We start from the raw sequence: 16,329 nt of genomic DNA on the forward strand, positions 1-16,329 counted from the left end.
AACCGCAGGAGCCTCGATGCCCTCTCCCGACCGTAAGAGCAGTAGCCGAACGAGCCGATCGGATTGGTGGCGAGGCGCCACGATCTACCAGGTCTATCCGCGGTCCTTCCAGGATACGGACGGCGACGGCATCGGCGATCTCAGGGGCGTGACGCAGCGGCTCGGTTACATCGCCTCGCTCGGGGTGGACGCGATCTGGCTTTCACCATTCTTTACCTCACCAATGGCCGACATGGGCTATGACGTCGCCGACTATTGCGACGTCGATCCGATGTTCGGGACGCTCGCGGATTTCGACGAACTGATGAAGGAGGCGCACCGGCTCGGCCTCAAGGTCATCATTGACCAGGTTCTGTCGCACACCTCCGACCGGCATCCCTGGTTCGAAGAAAGCCGCGCGCACCGCCACAATCCCAAGGCGGACTGGTATGTCTGGGCCGACCCGAAGCCGGACGGCACGGCGCCCAACAACTGGCTCTCGATATTCGGCGGTCCGGCCTGGGAATGGGACGGCGTGCGCAAGCAGTATTACATGCACAATTTCCTCGCGAGCCAGCCGGACCTCAACTTCCACAATCCGGAGGTTCAGGCGGCGCTGCTGCAGGTCGTCGAGTTCTGGCTGAAGCGCGGCGCCGACGGCTTCCGCCTCGACACGGTCAACTATTTCTTCCACGACCGGGAACTCCGGGACAATCCGGCGATGGTGAAGGACGACGATGCGCCGGGCCTCGATGCGCCCGACGTCAATCCCTATGGCATGCAGAACCACCTCTACGACAAGACCCAGCCGGAGAATCTCGTTTTCCTCGAACGACTGAGGGCTTTGATCGATCGCTATCCGGGGCGCACGACCGTCGGCGAGGTGGGTGACGGCGCCCGCTCGCTGAAGACCGTCGCGGCCTATACCAGCGGCGGCGACAAGCTGCACATGTGCTACACCTTCGACCTTCTCTCGCCGGACTTTACTGCGAACCACATCCGCACTTGCGTCCGCGCTGCGGAAGAGATGATTTCCGACGGCTGGATCTGCTGGGCCTTCTCCAATCACGACGTGGAGCGCCATGCGAGCCGCTTTTCGCAATCGGCGGAAGAACGCGAGGCGGTCGCGCGGCTGTCGATCAGCATCCTTGCCGCCTTGCGCGGCTCGATTTGTCTCTATCAGGGCGAGGAACTGGGATTGCCGGAGGCCGAGCTTTCCTTCGAGGACCTGCGCGACCCCTACGGCATCCGGTTCTGGCCGGCCTACAAGGGCCGCGACGGGTGTCGCACGCCGATGGTCTGGACCTCCGGCGGTAATCATGCCGGCTTCTCGTCGGGGCATAAATCCTGGCTGCCGGTTCCGGGTGAGCACAAGGCCCTGTCCGTGGAAGTGCAGGAGGCGGCGGAGGAATCCGTCCTCAACCACTATCGCCGGACGATCGCCTTCCGCAAGGCGCATCCGGCGATGGTCGAAGGCGGCCTGACCTTCGTGGACATGGAGGAGGACGTGCTCGCTTTCACGCGCGACAAGGGCGGGGAACGACTGCTCTTCGTCTTCAACATGCGCCGTGGACCGCAGGACGTGGCCTTGCCGGCCCATGTTACCGTCAAGGAAGTGCTGGAGCTGCCCGGCTGCACCGGATGTATCGAAAAGGGGCAGCTGCGGCTCGGCGCCCTCGATGGCTGCTGTGTGAGGGTAGGCGCATGAAGGTCCGTAGGGCCACCGTTGACGATTCGGCTGCATGGGGAAGGCTGCGACTGCAGCTCTGGCCGGACACCCCGGTAGATGCGCATTCCGGCGAACAGGCCGCCATGCTGGAGGCTCCCGACCGTTTCGCCGCCTTCCTGTACGAGGAGGGAGGAAGCGTCTGCGGCTTTGCCGAGGCGAGCCTTCGTCGGGATTCCGTCAACGGTTGCGAAACCTCGCCGGTCGGCTTTCTCGAGGGCATCTTCGTCGTGCCCGAACACCGTCGCCGCGGCGTTGCCGGTCAACTCGTCGCTGCCGTCGAGCAATGGGCGCGCGAGATCGGCGTGCGGGAGCTTGCCTCCGACGCCGATCTTGCCAACACGGTCTCACATGCGATGCACAGGCATCTGGGTTTCGAGGAGACGCAACGGGTGGTCTATTTCCGCAAGGAGCTGTGAGCGTTTCCGGAAAACGGCGGCTTGCAGCCGAACGTGCCGGAGACCGCTTTATTCCTCACCCGAGCAGCATGAACTTGTCGACGTCGACCATGCCCATGTCCGAGATCTTCAAATGCGGGATGACCGGCAGCGGCAGGAAGGCGACCTGCAGGAAGGGCTCCTGCAGCGTGGTGCCGAGCGCATAGGCCGCGTGACGCAGGTCGTGCAGGGTGTCGCGCACGGTCTCGTACGGCTCGAGGCTCATTAGCCCGGCGACGGGGAGGGCGATCTCGCCGGTCACCTTGCCGCCGTCGACAACCACGAAACCGCCCTTGATCTCGCCGAGGCGGTTGGCGGCAAGCGCCATGTCGTCCTCGCTGACGCCGACGACGCAGATATTGTGGCTGTCGTGGCCGACGGTGGAGGCGATCGCGCCGCGTTTCAGTCCAAAACCCTGCACGAAGCCGTTGGCATGGTTGCCGTTCTTGCCGTGGCGCTCGATGACGGCGACCTTGATGATGTCGCGGTCGAGATCGACGGCGGTCTGGTTGCCGGAGGTCGGCAGATGGTAGCGGCGATGTTCGGTGATGATCTTGCCCGGCAGCACGCCGATCACCGGCGTCTCGCCCTCCGTTACCGGCACGCCGAAATCCGCCGCCTTGACGATCCGCGCCTTGACGCTGTCGAGGCCGACGGGCGCGACCGGCTTGCGGGTTGCGAAGAGTTCGTCCGTCACGCGCCGGCCGGCCGCGAAGACCATTTCAGCCTTGCAGTTCTCGAGACTGTCGATGACCACGAGGTCGGCGCGCCAGCCGGGGGCGACGAGGCCGCGGTCGCGGAGCCCGAAGGCGCGGGCCGCCGAGATCGAGGCGGCACGATAGACGGCGACCGGGTCGACGCCGTTTTCGATTGCCTCGCGGATCATGTAGTCGAGATGGCCCTGTTCGGCGATGTCGAGCGGATTGCGGTCGTCGGTGCAGAGCGCGAGGAAAGGCGAGAGCCGCTCGGTGAGGATCGGCATCAGCGCGTGGAGATCCTTCGATACCGAGCCCTCGCGCACGAGGATGTGCATGCCCTTGCGGATCTTTTCGAGCGCCTCTTCGGCTGTGGTGCATTCGTGATCGGTGCGGATGCCGGCGGCGAGATAGCCGTTCAGGTCGTTGCCGGAAAGAAGCGGCGAATGGCCGTCGATATGGCCGCCCTGGAAGGCTTCGAGCTTCGCCATGCAGACGGGATCCTTGTGGATCACGCCCGGGAAATTCATGAACTCGGCGAGGCCGATCACCTTCGGATGACTGCGGAAGGGCAGGAGACGCTCGATCGGCAGGTCGGCGCCGGAGGTTTCGAGATGGGTCGCCGGAACGCAGGAGGAGAGCTGGACGCGGATATCCATGATCGTTTCGAGCGCGCTGTCGAGGAAGAACTGGATGCCCTCGGTGCCGAGAACGTTGGCGATCTCATGCGGATCGCAGATGACGGTCGTGACGCCGTAGGGCAGGACGCAGCGGTCGAACTCATGGGGCGTTACCAGCGAGGATTCGATGTGGAGATGGGTGTCGATGAAGCCCGGCACCACGATGCGGCCTGAAATGTCGATCTCCTCGCGGCCGTGGTAGTCCCCGCAGGTGCCGACGATGGTGCCGCCGCAGATTGCGATGTCGGAGGCCACCAGTTCGCCGGTCACGAGATCGAAGAAGCGCCCACCCTTGAGCACCATGTCGGCCGGTTCGCGTCCCGTTCCCTGGTCGATGCGGCGTTCGAGGTCAGTCATGCGGTGTCTCCGATTCTTGTCCATCCGGCATCACTGTAGCGACTTGCGAGGGGGGTGGGGAAGGGCAGCGATATCAGCGAGCCGCGACATCCACATACCCTTACGCGCCGTCGTCGTCCCAGCGTCGGCGCCCCCACGCTCCTCTGCCGCGCTTGACTTCGCCCTATCGGTCTGCGTCGGCCTGTGCCGCATCGAAACGGGCGTCGACGGGTACGCCGAGCGCGACCGCGAGCGCGTTCGTCTGGCTGGCGAGCGCGATGACTTCGAGAAGCTCGGCGTGCATCTGCGGTGTCATACCTTTCACCCTGGCCGCCGCCGAATGGGAGTGGATGCAATAGCTGCAGCCGTTGACGACCGATACGGCGATGTAGATCAGCTCTTTGACCAGAGGGTCGAGCGCGCCCGGCGCCATGACCGATTGCGCCTTCTCCCAGACGGCCCGAAGCTGGACCGGATCATGGGCCAGGACCCGCCAGAAGTTGTTGACGTAATCGGTCCTGCGGCGTTCGCGGATCTCGTTGAAGACGGCGAGTGCTTCCGCACTCGCCTCCTCGTCGGTGAGCACGGGAAAGACCGCCATCAGACGAGCGCCAGAACGCGAGCGGGGCCGCCGGTGCCGCCCTTGTGCTTCGGTGCGCCGACGACGATCGTCGCTCCCTTGACCGGCAGTTCCTCGAGATTGTTCAGGCATTCGATCCCGTAGCGCCCGCCCGGCAGCCAGGTGTTGTGTACGGCGAAGTCGGCCGAGTTGCCGGGATCGAGCGACAGGGTGTCGACTCCGATGGCGGCCACGTCCAGCGTCGCGAGCAGATCGGTCGCCGACTTGCCGAAGCCCGGAAAGGCAAACTTGCCGTCGCCGTCCGTCCGGAAGGAAGGATCGGTCACCTTCTTCGACCATCCGGATCGCAGTGCCACGACCGCACCCTTCGGGATCTCGCCATTGGCGCTGATCCAGGCTTCGATGTCAGCGGCCTCGACGGTCGTGTTGGCATCGTCCTTCGCCCGGTCGGTGATGTCGATGATGGCGAGCGGCGCCACCAGCTTCTCCGGCTCGATCTGGTCGACGCTCTTGCCGTCGGCGCTGAAATGGAACGGTGCGTCGATATGCGTGCCCGTGTGTTCGAAGATCGTCAGCTTGTGGAGTTGATAGCCGTTTTTCGCGATCTCCACGGCCCATTCGTATTCGATGCCCGGCTTGCCGTCGAAGGTCGGGAAGGACCCGTCATAGGCGTGGGTCAGGTCCACCACCTTGCCCGGGCTCTGCTGTGCGAGCACCGGCGTCTTCATGCCGCTTCCGACGACTGCTGCGCCCGCAATCGCCATGCCCGTGAACAGGGAGCGTCGCGACAGCATGTTTTGCTTCACATTCTCGATCACGCAATGATTGCACATAGGATTTCATCCTCTCCAAATGGACTGGCAGGCAGAGAGTAGAGGATGCGGAAGGTTCGGCAAGTGGCACGGCCGGCCGGGAGAGTGGGTCAGGTGCGCGGAAGCGCCAGTTCCTCCGCGCTCGCCTGCCGGAAGGACAGGGCATTCGGAAAAGCGAAGGCGGTAACCGACGCACGCGCCGCCGCGACGGCCTTGACGGAGCGGTCGATGCCGAGGACGAAGCATTCGCCTGACAGCCGTTCGGCGATGAGGCTGGCGAGCACTCCGGGGCCGCAGCCGACCTCGAGGCTACGCATTCCGGCAGCAAGCGGCAGGGCATCTGCGATCTCGACGAGACGTTGCGATGCCCGTGCCGCCAGCGACCTACGCCCTGATCTCGACCGCAAACCCGAAGCGCATGCTCTCGCCCGCGGCGAGAGCCACCGTATAGGGACGCTCGACCAGTTCGGCTGTGCCGCCGGCATGCGCCGCCATGCCGTGCCAGGGTTCGATGCAGAGGAAGGGGGCTCCGGGTTTCTGCCAGAGCGCGACGATGGGCAGGTTCTCGAAGGTGAAATGCAGCTTCGGTCCGCCGTCGGCGCCGTAGGTGAGGCCGGTGCCGGTGCCTTCGGGGAAGATCAGCGCATCGTTCTCGAAGAGCGAGGGCGCGAGCTCCAGGTGCCCCGCCTTGAAGGGCGAGCCGTGCAGTGTCTTTCCGATCAGGCCGTTCTCCAGCTGCACGACGCCCGGTTCGGCGCCGTTGTCGAGGATCACGTGATGCGCCTTTCCGGTCGCGCCGGGCAGGGGCCACAGGAACGCCGGGTGGAAGCCGATGCCGAAGGGAAGGGGGCTGTCTCCCGGATTGGTCACCTCGGCGGTGACAGTCAGGGTCCGGCCGTCGAGGCGATGCTCGACGGCGAGGCCGAAGTCGAAGGGATAGATCTCGCGCGTTTCCTCCGTCGAGACGAGGCGGTGCCGGCAGGCGTTTGTCGTGTGATCGACGAGGTCGAAGATGCGTCGCCGGGCGAAGCCGTGCTGCGCCATCGGATAGGTCTTGCCGTTGACGGCGATCACGTCGTCCGGCGCCTTGCCTACGATGGGAAAGAGGATCGGCGAGCGGCCCGTCCACCATCGGGCGTCACCGTTCCAGAGAAAATCGCGGCCGTCCGCGGTTCTCAACGACTGCATCTCGGCACCGAGATGATGCACCTCGACGGCGAGCTCTTCGTTCTCGATCAGAATCGTCTCCGACATGATGACACCCGCCTTTCACGTACCGATCATAGCGCAAGCGCGGCGGTTGCCGCCAGCAGCAACGTGCGCGGCGCTTTCCGGTTCACGTCCGCGGCTTCGCCGCCACCGCCTCGACCGGATGACCGGCGGCCCGCCAGGCGGTGAAGCCGCCCTCAAGATGGCAGACGCTCTCGAGGCCCATCTCGCCGGCCGTTTTCGCTGCGAGTGCGGAGCGCCAGCCGCTTGCACAGAAGAAGACGAAGCGACTGTTCCCGGCGAAGACGGGCTTGTGATAGGGGCTTTCCGGGTCGATCCAGAATTCCAGCATGCCGCGCGGACAGGAGAAGGCACCCTCGATCGTGCCCTCCCGTTCCCGCTCCCGCGGATCGCGCAAATCGACGAAGACAACGTCACGGCGACCGTGCAACGTCCTTCCCTCAGCTGCGTCGATCGCTTCGACGACCGCATTCGCCTCCGCGAGCAAGGCCTTGTAACCCTTCTTCATTTTGTCCCCCCCTGCGGCGCGAGGACGCCGTTCTCCCGATCTATCGTGGAACGGACCATAGCAGCCCGGTCGCCGCTGTCACCGGATGCCTTGGTCGAAGACCGGCAATGAATATTCAACCGCATGGTTGATTATCTTGTCTCTGCGGTCTATGAAGAAGATATTCAACCATATGGGTGAATAAAAGCCGTAGCGCGCGGCAGGCATTGCCGTTCGCACCAGCCCGTGGAGGTCATCATGTTTCTCTCGAACAAAAACATCGTCATCTTCGGCGGCTCGGGGGCGATCGGCTCCGCGGTCGCCGGTGCCTGCCTCGCCGAGGGCGCCCGGGTCTTCATCGGCGCACGGGATGCTCAGCGGCTCGCGGCAGCGGCGTCCTTGCTCGACACCGGGCACGGGAGGCTCGAAACCTTTGTGGTGGATACGCAGCGTTCCGACGTGGTCGCCCGGTCGGTCGCCGGGATCGCGGCGGGGGTGGACGAGATCGACGTCGTCATGGATGCGACGAGCGTGCCGCACGACCAGGGCACGCAGATCGACGCTCTCGATGTCGACACCTTCATGGTTCCGGTCGACGGCGTTCTCGCTTCGCTGTTCAACACCACCAAGGCCGCCCTGCCGCGCATGGGCAAGACACGTCAGGGTCTGGTGCTGACGTTGACGACGCCGGGAGGCCGCACTGCCGTGCCCGGCCATCTCGGAAACAGCGTCGCGTCCGCCGGCGTCGAGGCCTTTACCCGGGTCTTGGCAGCGGAGCTCGGTCCGCGCAACATTCGCGCCGTTTGTCTTGGTCCGCATGCGCTCGCGGATGCGCCAAGGGCCGGCTCCTACACCGCGAAGCTGTTCGAGGCGAAGGCGGCGGCGATGGGGCTGGCGGTCGACGAATGGCTCGGCGCGGCGGCCGGAACGACCATGCTCGGACGGTTGCCGACCCTGCAGGACGTTGCCCAGACGGCTGTCTTCCTGATGTCGGACAGGGCGCGCGCCATGACGGCCGCCTATGTGAACCTCACCTCGGGCATGATCGCGGACTGACGCGGCGATCGACCGGCCACGGACTTTCCTGCATGTTCGAAATGCAAGAAGGCGGCTGTCGCCAGCCGCCTCCCGGAGTCGTGGTGATTTCGACCTTACTCGGCCGGGACGATCTTGCCGTCTTCCCACTTGTAGAGCGAGAAGGCCTGCGAGGTGAGGTCGCCGGTTTCGCCGTAGGTGACCTTGCCGATCGCGGTTGCGATCGGTTCGCCACTCTTCAACGCGGTTGCGACGGCTTCCGCGTCCTCGGCGCTTCCGACCTTCTCTATGCCGGCCTTCAGCACTTCGACGGCTGCGTAGGCGTTCAGGGTGAAGGCCTCGGCCGGAATATTGGCGGCAGCAAGCGCGTCGGCGGCAGCCTTCGAGTCCGGGTTCTTCAGTGCGTCGGAGGCGTTGGTGAAGACCGTGCCGGCCGCAGCCTCGGTGCCGATCGTCCAGAACTCCGTGTTTGACAGGCCGTCGCCGCCGATGAGCGTCGCGTCCATGTTGAGGTCGCGCATCTGCCGCACGAGCAGACCGGCCTCCGGATGGTAGCCGCCGAAATAGACGACGTCGACCTTCTCCGCCTTCAGACGGGTGGTGAGCGCGCTGAAGTCCTTCTCGCCGGGCGTGAGCGCGTCGTTGAAGACTTCGGTGATGCCGCCCTCGTTCAGCGTCTTCTTGAAGGCGTCGGCGAGGCCCTTGCCGTACTGGCCCTTGTCGTTGAGGATGGCGACACGCTTGTCCTTGAACGCGTCGAGCACGTATTTCGCGGCGACTTCCGCCTGCTGGTCGTCACGACCGCAGGTGCGCAGGATGTTGGTGAGGCCGCGATTGGTGAGGTCCGGGGCGGTGGCGGTCGGCGTCACCATCAGGACGCCGTTTTCGGCAAGGACGTCGGAGGCCGGAATGGCGACGCCTGAGGTCACCGGCCCGACGACGAAGCGGACGCCTTCGCCGACCAGCTGGTTTGCCGCCGAAACGCCCTGTTTCGGTTCGCCGGCGTCGTCGGCGACCTTCAGGACGACCTGCTCGCCGAGAATGCCGCCGTTCTTGTTGATTTCCTTGATGGCGGTTTCGGCGCCGTTCTTCACCTGCTCGCCATAGGCGGCGACCGGGCCGGTCAGCGGTGCGATCAGTCCGAGGACGATTTCGGCATGGGCTGCTTGTACGAATGCCAGCGAGGCAACCAGGGCGGTGCCGGTCAAGAGTTTCAGGTTCATTTTCGTCTCCTTGGATGGGCCCTTCGGCCCAGGCTCGGCACCGTTCGTCTCCGGCAGGCCCCGGTTCAGGAGCCGCCGGGTCGGTGCTTCGTTCATGGCTATCGAAGTCGCGGATGCGACAATAGCGTGAAAGGCGATGAAAGGTAACGTGCTTTGCGTGCAAATATGCATCGGCGGGGTAGCCTCCCCCGCGAGGCGGGGGAGGGAAACGGCGGATCAGATATTGTTCAGCAGAACCTTGCGCAGCTTGCCGAAGAGTTCGTCGATCTGGTCCTTGGTGATGATCAGCGGTGGCGACAGCGCGATGATGTCGCCGGTGGTGCGGATCAGCAGCCCGTCTTCATACGCCTTCAGGAAGGCGTTGAAGGCGCGCTTGGTCGGTTCGCCGGCGATCGGCGCGAGCTCGATTGCGCCGATGAGGCCGATGTTGCGGATGTCGATCACGTTCGGGCAATCGCGCAGGGAGTGGAGCTGTTCTTCCCAGTAGGGGGCGAGCTCGGAGGCGCGGGTGAGCAGCCCTTCGTCACGATAGGTGTTGAGCGTGCCGATGCCGGCCGCGGACGCGATCGGGTTGCCGGAATAGGTGTAGCCGTGGGCGAACTCGATGAGGTGCTCCGGGCCGGTCATGAAGGCGTCGTGGATCTCGGAGGTGACGAAGACGGCACCCATCGGGATCACGCCGTTCGTAAGTCCCTTGGCGGTGGTGATGATGTCAGGCTTGACGTCGAAATACTGCGTGGCGAACGGCGTGCCGAGGCGACCGAAGCCGGTAATGACTTCGTCGAAGATCAGCAGGATGCCGTACTTGTCGCAGATTTCGCGCAGGCGCTGCAGGTAACCCTTCGGTGGGATGAGGACGCCGGTGGAGCCGGCGACCGGCTCGACGATGACGGCCGCGATCGTTGAAGCGTCGTGCAGGTTGACCAGGCGTTCCAGATCGTCGGCGAGTTCGGCGCCGTATTCCGGCTGCCCCTTGGTGAAGGCGTTCTTGTCCGGCTGGTGGGTATGGCGGATGTGGTCGACGCCGGCGAGCAGCGTGCCGAACATCTTGCGGTTTCCGACGATGCCGCCGACCGACATGCCGCCGAAGTTGATCCCGTGATAGCCACGTTCGCGGCCGATCAGGCGGGTGCGGGTACCTTCACCCTTCACGCGCTGGTAGGCGAGCGCGATCTTCAGCGCGGTGTCGACCGACTCCGAACCGGAATTGGTGTAGAAGACGTGGCTCATGCCGTCCGGGGCGATGTCGACCAGTCGGTTGGCGAGCTCGAAGGCCTTCGGGTGGCCGAGCTGGAAGGCCGGCGCGTAGTCGAGTTCGCCGGCCTGCTCGCGGATCGCTTCGGTGATCTGCGGGCGGCAGTGGCCGGCGTTGACGCACCAGAGGCCGGCGGTGCCGTCTAGCACCTGCCGTCCGTCATGGGTCGTGTAGTACATATCCTTCGCCCCGACGAAGAGGCGCGGCGCTTTCTTGAACTGCCGGTTGGCGGTGAACGGCATCCAGAAGGCGCGCAGGTCGTTGGGGGTGGAAGTCAGGCGGTTGGACATGATGCTCTCCATGGCCGTTGATTTTGTGGGCGGCCATTTCCCGATTGGCTGCAAAACTGCCGAAAAAAGCGAATGGCCGGGCCAAATTATCAAGGCTTGGACAAGCGTCAACCCGGCATCACAAAACGTCATGGATGCCCTGTTCGGTGGTTATGGATTGGGGGCGAAAATCGCTGGAAAGAACGGGTTTCGCCCGGACTTGCGAAGTCCTTTTCCGCCTCGCCACCCGTCCTGCCGCAAAAAACAAAGGCCGGCAGATCATGGATCTGCCGGCCAGGGCTATTAGCATGCTCGTCAGTCGAAATCGCCGCTGTATCGAGTTCAGGCGTTCATCGCCCTCTCGACAGCTTCTCTGTCCCCCTCATGCGGGCTTCTTGGTTACGCGGCCGTTCTGTTAGTATTTGCCTCACAATAAATGTCTTCCAGCGTCTCCAGAATCTTGATGACGGATTCCGAGGAGCTGGAATAGTAAATCGTCTGTGCGTCGCGCCGTGTCTTCACGAGCTTCTGGGCACGCAACTTCGACAGATGCTGGGACAGCGCCGACTGGCTGAGCCCGACCTGGGTTGCGAGAACGCCGACAGGTACTTCTCCCTTCACCAGGCTGCAGAGAATCATCAATCGTTTGGGGTTCGCCATGGCCGACAGAAGTCCTGCTGCTACGGTCGATTGTTCGGACAATGATTTGGTCTTCATACGTTCAGTCTTCCCTATGCACGGCACCTTCCGGTTGAGAAAGTGCCGTTTACAATCAGTCAAATAAGCCGCTATGAAACTCTAGCGATCCAAGAAAAATTGTATATTCCTAAATTTAAGGTATCGGTTTTTCTGTATTAGTCAGGACTGATGACAAGTCCTTGCGCCTGGTAATTAAGCAACCGAATTCGTAACGAATGAGTGAATCGCCGCAAATGAGGTCGATGCCGGCCATGTCGAGCCCGCAAAACGCCCATTTTCCGGGCTTTTGGCCGCATTTTTGGGTGGCGATCGCGTTTGCCAGATCCGGTGCCACCTCAGCTAAATCTAGTAGTGCCTCCGCCTCGTATCCGGCGATATCTCCCGCCTCAGGAGCGACGATCCGGAAGTCTTCTCCGGTCAGCAGATAGGCGCGTCCGAAGCCGCCGTTGAGGCTTGCCGACTGGGGCACTAGCCGGAAGAAGCCGAAGTCGCCGAAGTCGATGTAGAGCGCGGATTTCGGATGGCGGGCGATGAAGCGCGCCCGCAACCGGTCGTGCTCGGGGCTGTCGCGATCGACGGCGTCGGCGAGGCACTGGACCGTTACGCGGGGATGGGCGAGGGGATCGCCCTTGCCGGGAACGCCGGCCAGCAGGGAGGCGCGCGGATCGTTCTTCAGGGCCCGCGTGTGTGCCGAGAGTGCCGAGACGAGGATGACCGCAGAGCCATCGGTGTCCGTGCCGAGCAGCACGCGGCTCACGAAGGGGAAGCCGGTCTCCGGGTCGAGGACGGCAAGGGCGACGTAACGGGCCGAGCGCAGCAGCCGGCGGGCGAGCCCGCGCGCCTCGTCGTCGGTTTCACGAATGACCGAAGGTTTGTCCGTCATGGTTTTCCTGCTCGCCTCTCTTCGTCGGAGGGACCGGGGGCAGTCATCCGTCGCCCATGCGGCGCGCGATGCGCGCCGGTGCCGCAGAAAGCTGCGACACCGACGTTGATCTTCGAGCCGGTCAGCCTCTCTGCCGGTGCCTCGTCAGCCCGGCCACGATGTCTTCGGCGGAAATCGAGCCGACGACCGTGCCGTTGTCAACCACGCCGATTGCGCCAGGTTGACGCGCCATCGCGTCGAGGATGTCAACGAGCGGCGTTTCCGGTTTTGCCGTCCCCATCACCGCGTTGCGGGTGGCGGCGGCGTCGATGCCCATGCGCATGACGTCGCGGGCAGTCAGCATGTTGATCGGGTTCATGTGCTGGACGAAGTCGGCGACGTACTGGTCGGCCGGATTCTTGACGATCTCCTGCGGCGTGCCGCACTGGATGATGCGTCCGCCCTCCATGATGGCGATGCGGTTGCCGATGCGGAACGCTTCGTCGAGATCGTGGCTGACGAAGAGGATGGTTTTCTTCAGACGGCTCTGGAACTCGAGCAACTCGTCCTGCAGGCGGTTGCGGATCAGCGGGTCGAGTGCGGAGAACGGTTCGTCCATCAGCAGGATCGGGGCGCCGGTGGCAAAGGCGCGGGCGAGGCCGACCCGCTGCTGCATGCCGCCCGACAGTTCCTGCACCTTGCGACCCGCCCAGGCGGTCAGGTTGACGAGCTCGAGCTGCTCTCCGACGATCTTGTGGCGTTCGGCATCCGGAACGCCGGCGAGTTCGAGGCCGAAGCCGACGTTCTCGGCAACCGTGCGCCACGGCAGGAGGCCGAATTGCTGGAACACCATCGAGACGGAATGCATGCGCAGGTCGCGAAGTTCCGCCGGGTCGCACTTGTAGGGATTGGTGAACTTGCCTCTGTTGGAGACGCTGACGTCGCCGCGCACGACCGGCGCGAGCGCGTTGACGGCACGCAAGAGCGTCGACTTGCCGGAGCCCGAGAGCCCCATGAGCACCAGGATCTCGCCCTCTTCGATGGTGAGCGAGGCATCGGCGACGCCGAGCACCAGGCCGGTTTCGGCACCGATCTCGTCGCGCGTCTTGCCCTTGTCGACCAGCGCAAGCGCCCGTTCCGGATTGGCGCCGAAGACGATGGAGACGTTATCGAACTTGACCGCGGTCATCATGCGTCTCCTTCGTCGGAGGACCGGAATATACGGTCGAGAATAATGGCCAGGATGACGATGCAGAGACCGGAATCGAAGCCCTTGGCGATGTTGACGGTGTTCAGCGCGCGAACCACCGGCACGCCGAGGCCGCTTGCGCCGACGAGGGCGGCGATGACCACCATCGAGAGCGACAGCATGATGGTCTGCGTGAGGCCCGCCATGATCTGCGGCGTGGCGAATGGCAGCTCCACCTTCGTCAGCACCTGCGTCTTGGTGGCACCGAAGGCCTCGGCGGCTTCGACGAGCGACGGCGGCGTCGAGATAATGCCGAGACGGGTGAGGCGGATCGGTGCGGGAATAGCGAAGATGACGGTCGCGATGAGGCCCGGAACCATGCCGAGGCCAAAGAGGATGAGGGCCGGGATCAGGTAGACGAAGGTCGGGATCGTCTGCATGAGGTCGAGCATCGGGCGAACGCCGGCATAGAGCCACGGACGGCGCGCACAGGCGATGCCGATCGGAACGCCGACCACCATGGACACGCCGGTGGCTGCGAGCACCAGCGCCAGCGTTTCCATCGTCTCTTTCCAGTAGCCCTGGTTATAGATGACGAGGAGGCCGATGAGCGTGAAGGTCGCAACACCTGCGGAACGTCTGACGAACCAGGCGACCGCCGTGAAGACGAGGATCATGAGGAGCGGGTAAAAGTCTTCGAGCCCGGTTCCTTTCAGGTACGGCGCCTGCAGGACGACGAGCATGGCATTGATGGACGCGTTGAGGATCGCGGCAATCGCATCGAAGAAGATCTTAAGGTTGGTGGTCAGCCAAGCGACCACTTCCTTCGCTCCGACCCCGATCGGGATCTTGTAGTCGGTCAAGAAGTTCATGAATGTTCCCGGAATCTGGCGCCAAACAAACGCTCATAAAGCTCGCGCGGGAATGGTGCCATTCCCGCGCGTTTGTTTCAACGAACCGATCAGAAACCGATCGCCGACTTTGCCGCTGCCAGAGCGTCGCCGCCGTCCTTGGTGGTGACGCCGGCAAGCCAGGGTTCGACCGCCGAGCCGTTGGCCTTCAGCCATTCGGTCGCGGCTACTTCCGGGTCCTTGCCCTCATCGAGGATCTTGCCCATCACGACGTTTTCCATGTCGAGCGAGAAGACGAGGTTCTTCAGGAACTTGCCGACGTTCGGGCACTCGTCGAGATAGCCGGCGCGAACGTTGGTGTAGACCGAGGCGCCGCCGAAGTTCGGGCCGAAGGTGTCGTCGCCACCCGTGAGGTACGTCAGCTTGAAGTTGGAGTTCATCGGGTGCGGAGCCCAGCCGAGGAAGACGACCGGTGCGCCTTCCTGTTCGGCGCGGGCGACCTGGGCGAGCATGCCCTGTTCTGAGGATTCCACCACTTCGAAGCCTTCGAGGCCGAAGTCGTTCTTTTCGATCATTTCGAGAACGAGACGGTTGCCGTCATTGCCCGGCTCGATGCCGTAGATCTTGCCGTCGAGTTCGTCCTTGTGCTTGGCGATATCGCCGAAGTCCTTGATGCCGAGTTCGGCACCCTTGGCGTTGGTCGCGAGCGTGTACTTCGCGCCTTCCAGGTTCGGTCCGAAGGATTCGACGGACTTGTCGTCGATGTAAGGCTTGATGTCGTTGCTCTGGCTCGGCATCCAGTTGCCGAGGAACACGTCGATGTCCTTGTTCTTCATCGAGGTGTAGGTGACCGGGAGGGAGAGTACGGTCACCGAGGTCTCGTAGCCGAGCGCCTTGAGGATCACGGATGCCGTGGCGGTCGTCGAGGTGATGTCGGTCCAGCCGACGTCGGAGAAGCGGACAGGCGAACAGCTCGCCGGCTCGGCAGCGAAGGCCGAAGCGGTTCCGAGCGCGAACACGGCCGCAGCCGTGGCGATCGAAAGGCGGCGCAAGTTGATTTTTTGCATTGGTGGTACTCCCTTTTGTTTTAATGTTCCCAAGTCAACATTCTATACACCACAAAAGCAAGCGCATCCGCGCGTTTGCGCCGTGCTCCCTACCCCCTTTGCGACGTCTCGACATTTATTTTCCCGCAAAGCGCGTCTGTCGCCGCCTCCGGAAAAAGCTGTGATTCTTCGCTCCACGGGCTTCCATCCGGCCGAGCTTTTTCCGAAAGGGGCTGCGACCGGAGACACAAGCATGGCAAAGCTCTATTTCAATTACGCATCGATGAACGCGGGCAAGTCCACGATGCTCCTGCAGGCCTCCTACAATTATCAGGAGCGCGGCATGCGCACGGTGACTTTCACCGCCGCCTTCGACGACCGCAGCGGTGCGGGCAAGGTTGCTTCGCGCATCGGGCTTTCGACGGATGCGCTGACCTTCGACGCCGGGACCGACCTCTACTGCGCAATCGAGGAACTTGCCGCCGAAGGGGCGATCGCCTGTGTCTTCATCGACGAGGCGCAATTCCTGACCGAGGCGCATGTCTGGCAGCTCGCGCGCGTCGCCGACCGGATGTCCGTCCCGGTGATGGCCTACGGGCTGAGGACCGATTTCCAGGGCCGGCTCTTTCCCGGCTCGATGGCGCTTCTGGCGCTCGCCGACGAACTGAGGGAAATACGCACCATCTGTCATTGCGGCCGCAAGGCGACGATGGCCGCCCGCTTCGATGCCGCAGGTAACCTCATCCGGGAGGGCGCGCAGATCGATGTCGGCGGCAACGAGAAGTATGATTCCTTCTGCCGCCGGCACTGGGACGAAAAATTCAATAGTGCCTGAGGTTTCCGCATCTGCCGTCGGATGCGTGTCGCCGCGGCAACCCGCCTCGTGGCAAAAGCCTTAAAATCGTCTATCTTCCGATCGTCACTGGCTACCCAGGGGC

18 protein-coding genes are annotated in these 16,329 nt (G+C 63.7%); 5 read left to right on the forward strand and 13 right to left on the reverse strand.

Annotated elements, in window-relative coordinates:
* Positions 1-16: 16 nt before the first annotated feature.
* Positions 17-1,687 carry a beta-galactosidase BglA gene (gene bglA / locus DFR48_RS00760; RefSeq protein WP_114361258.1) on the forward strand — a complete coding sequence of 557 codons (1,671 nt, stop codon included), beginning with the start codon at positions 17-19 and terminating at the stop codon, positions 1,685-1,687.
* Positions 1,621-2,124, forward strand: coding sequence for an aminoglycoside 6'-N-acetyltransferase (gene aac(6') / locus DFR48_RS00765; protein WP_425359222.1), 504 nt, complete (start codon positions 1,621-1,623; stop codon positions 2,122-2,124). The genes bglA and aac(6') overlap by 67 nt, the downstream gene beginning before the upstream one ends.
* 55 nt (positions 2,125-2,179) lie before the next feature.
* On the opposite strand, the gene ade is transcribed toward aac(6'), so the two are convergent.
* From ade to DFR48_RS00795, 6 genes are all read right to left on the reverse strand, one after another.
* The gene (ade, locus tag DFR48_RS00770) at positions 2,180-3,874 is read right to left on the reverse strand and encodes an adenine deaminase (RefSeq protein ID WP_170141763.1); all 1,695 of its coding nucleotides are present in this window, start codon (positions 3,872-3,874) and stop codon (positions 2,180-2,182) included.
* Positions 3,875-4,037: 163 nt separating this feature from the next.
* Positions 4,038-4,454 (reverse strand): carboxymuconolactone decarboxylase family protein, encoded by a 417-nt coding sequence (locus tag DFR48_RS00775; protein WP_114361261.1) that lies wholly within the window; start codon positions 4,452-4,454, stop codon positions 4,038-4,040.
* Complete coding sequence (locus DFR48_RS00780) at positions 4,454-5,266, reverse strand: cyclase family protein (RefSeq protein WP_114361262.1); 813 nt, start codon at positions 5,264-5,266, stop codon at positions 4,454-4,456. The genes DFR48_RS00775 and DFR48_RS00780 overlap by 1 nt, the downstream gene beginning before the upstream one ends.
* 89 nt (positions 5,267-5,355) lie before the next feature.
* Complete coding sequence (locus DFR48_RS22340; protein WP_114361263.1) at positions 5,356-5,730, reverse strand: SAM-dependent methyltransferase; 375 nt, start codon at positions 5,728-5,730, stop codon at positions 5,356-5,358.
* Positions 5,630-6,499, reverse strand: coding sequence for an aldose 1-epimerase family protein (locus tag DFR48_RS00790; RefSeq protein WP_114361264.1), 870 nt, complete (start codon positions 6,497-6,499; stop codon positions 5,630-5,632). The genes DFR48_RS22340 and DFR48_RS00790 overlap by 101 nt, the downstream gene beginning before the upstream one ends.
* An 82-nt stretch (positions 6,500-6,581) precedes the next feature.
* Positions 6,582-6,983: a rhodanese-like domain-containing protein gene (locus tag DFR48_RS00795; protein WP_114361265.1), complete on the reverse strand. Its 402-nt coding sequence runs from the start codon at positions 6,981-6,983 to the stop codon at positions 6,582-6,584.
* Between the two features lie 237 nt (positions 6,984-7,220).
* Between DFR48_RS00795 and DFR48_RS00800 the strand changes: the two genes are divergently transcribed.
* Positions 7,221-8,018, forward strand: a complete 798-nt coding sequence (locus tag DFR48_RS00800; protein ID WP_114361266.1) for an SDR family NAD(P)-dependent oxidoreductase — start codon at positions 7,221-7,223, stop codon at positions 8,016-8,018.
* A gap of 95 nt (positions 8,019-8,113) precedes the next feature.
* Here DFR48_RS00800 and DFR48_RS00805 read toward each other — a convergent pair whose 3' ends face one another.
* Positions 8,114-9,220, reverse strand: a complete 1,107-nt coding sequence (locus tag DFR48_RS00805) for a branched-chain amino acid ABC transporter substrate-binding protein (protein WP_114361793.1) — start codon at positions 9,218-9,220, stop codon at positions 8,114-8,116.
* Between the two features lie 216 nt (positions 9,221-9,436).
* The gene (aptA, locus tag DFR48_RS00810) at positions 9,437-10,765 is read right to left on the reverse strand and encodes an omega-aminotransferase AptA (RefSeq protein ID WP_114361794.1); all 1,329 of its coding nucleotides are present in this window, start codon (positions 10,763-10,765) and stop codon (positions 9,437-9,439) included.
* Here aptA and DFR48_RS21735 point away from each other — a divergent pair.
* Entirely contained in the window at positions 10,764-11,051 is a 288-nt protein-coding gene (locus tag DFR48_RS21735; RefSeq protein ID WP_170141764.1) for a hypothetical protein, read from the forward strand. The genes aptA and DFR48_RS21735 overlap by 2 nt on opposite strands.
* 92 nt (positions 11,052-11,143) lie before the next feature.
* Here the strand turns inward: DFR48_RS21735 and DFR48_RS00815 are convergent, their stop codons facing one another.
* The 5 genes from DFR48_RS00815 to DFR48_RS00835 all read right to left on the reverse strand — a co-directional run bounded on the left by DFR48_RS00815 (position 11,144) and on the right by DFR48_RS00835 (position 15,412).
* Complete coding sequence (locus DFR48_RS00815; RefSeq protein ID WP_114361267.1) at positions 11,144-11,461, reverse strand: ArsR/SmtB family transcription factor; 318 nt, start codon at positions 11,459-11,461, stop codon at positions 11,144-11,146.
* A gap of 115 nt (positions 11,462-11,576) precedes the next feature.
* Entirely contained in the window at positions 11,577-12,326 is a 750-nt protein-coding gene (locus tag DFR48_RS00820; protein WP_114361268.1) for a HugZ family pyridoxamine 5'-phosphate oxidase, read from the reverse strand.
* A gap of 121 nt (positions 12,327-12,447) precedes the next feature.
* On the reverse strand, positions 12,448-13,494 hold the full coding sequence (gene choV, locus DFR48_RS00825; protein ID WP_170141765.1) for a choline ABC transporter ATP-binding protein: 1,047 nt from the start codon (positions 13,492-13,494) through the stop codon (positions 12,448-12,450).
* Positions 13,494-14,366 (reverse strand): choline ABC transporter permease subunit, encoded by an 873-nt coding sequence (choW, locus tag DFR48_RS00830; RefSeq protein ID WP_114361270.1) that lies wholly within the window; start codon positions 14,364-14,366, stop codon positions 13,494-13,496. Before choW ends, choV begins: the two co-directional genes overlap by 1 nt.
* Before the next feature lie 89 nt (positions 14,367-14,455).
* Positions 14,456-15,412, reverse strand: coding sequence for a choline ABC transporter substrate-binding protein (locus DFR48_RS00835; protein WP_114361271.1), 957 nt, complete (start codon positions 15,410-15,412; stop codon positions 14,456-14,458).
* Between the two features lie 232 nt (positions 15,413-15,644).
* Here DFR48_RS00835 and DFR48_RS00840 point away from each other — a divergent pair, with 232 nt between their 5' ends.
* On the forward strand, positions 15,645-16,226 hold the full coding sequence (locus DFR48_RS00840) for a thymidine kinase (RefSeq protein WP_114361795.1): 582 nt from the start codon (positions 15,645-15,647) through the stop codon (positions 16,224-16,226).
* The last annotated feature ends 103 nt before the right edge of the window (positions 16,227-16,329 follow it).

This window comes from Ciceribacter lividus, assembly GCF_003337715.1.
In the GTDB taxonomy this organism is placed as follows: domain Bacteria; phylum Pseudomonadota; class Alphaproteobacteria; order Rhizobiales; family Rhizobiaceae; genus Allorhizobium; species Allorhizobium lividum.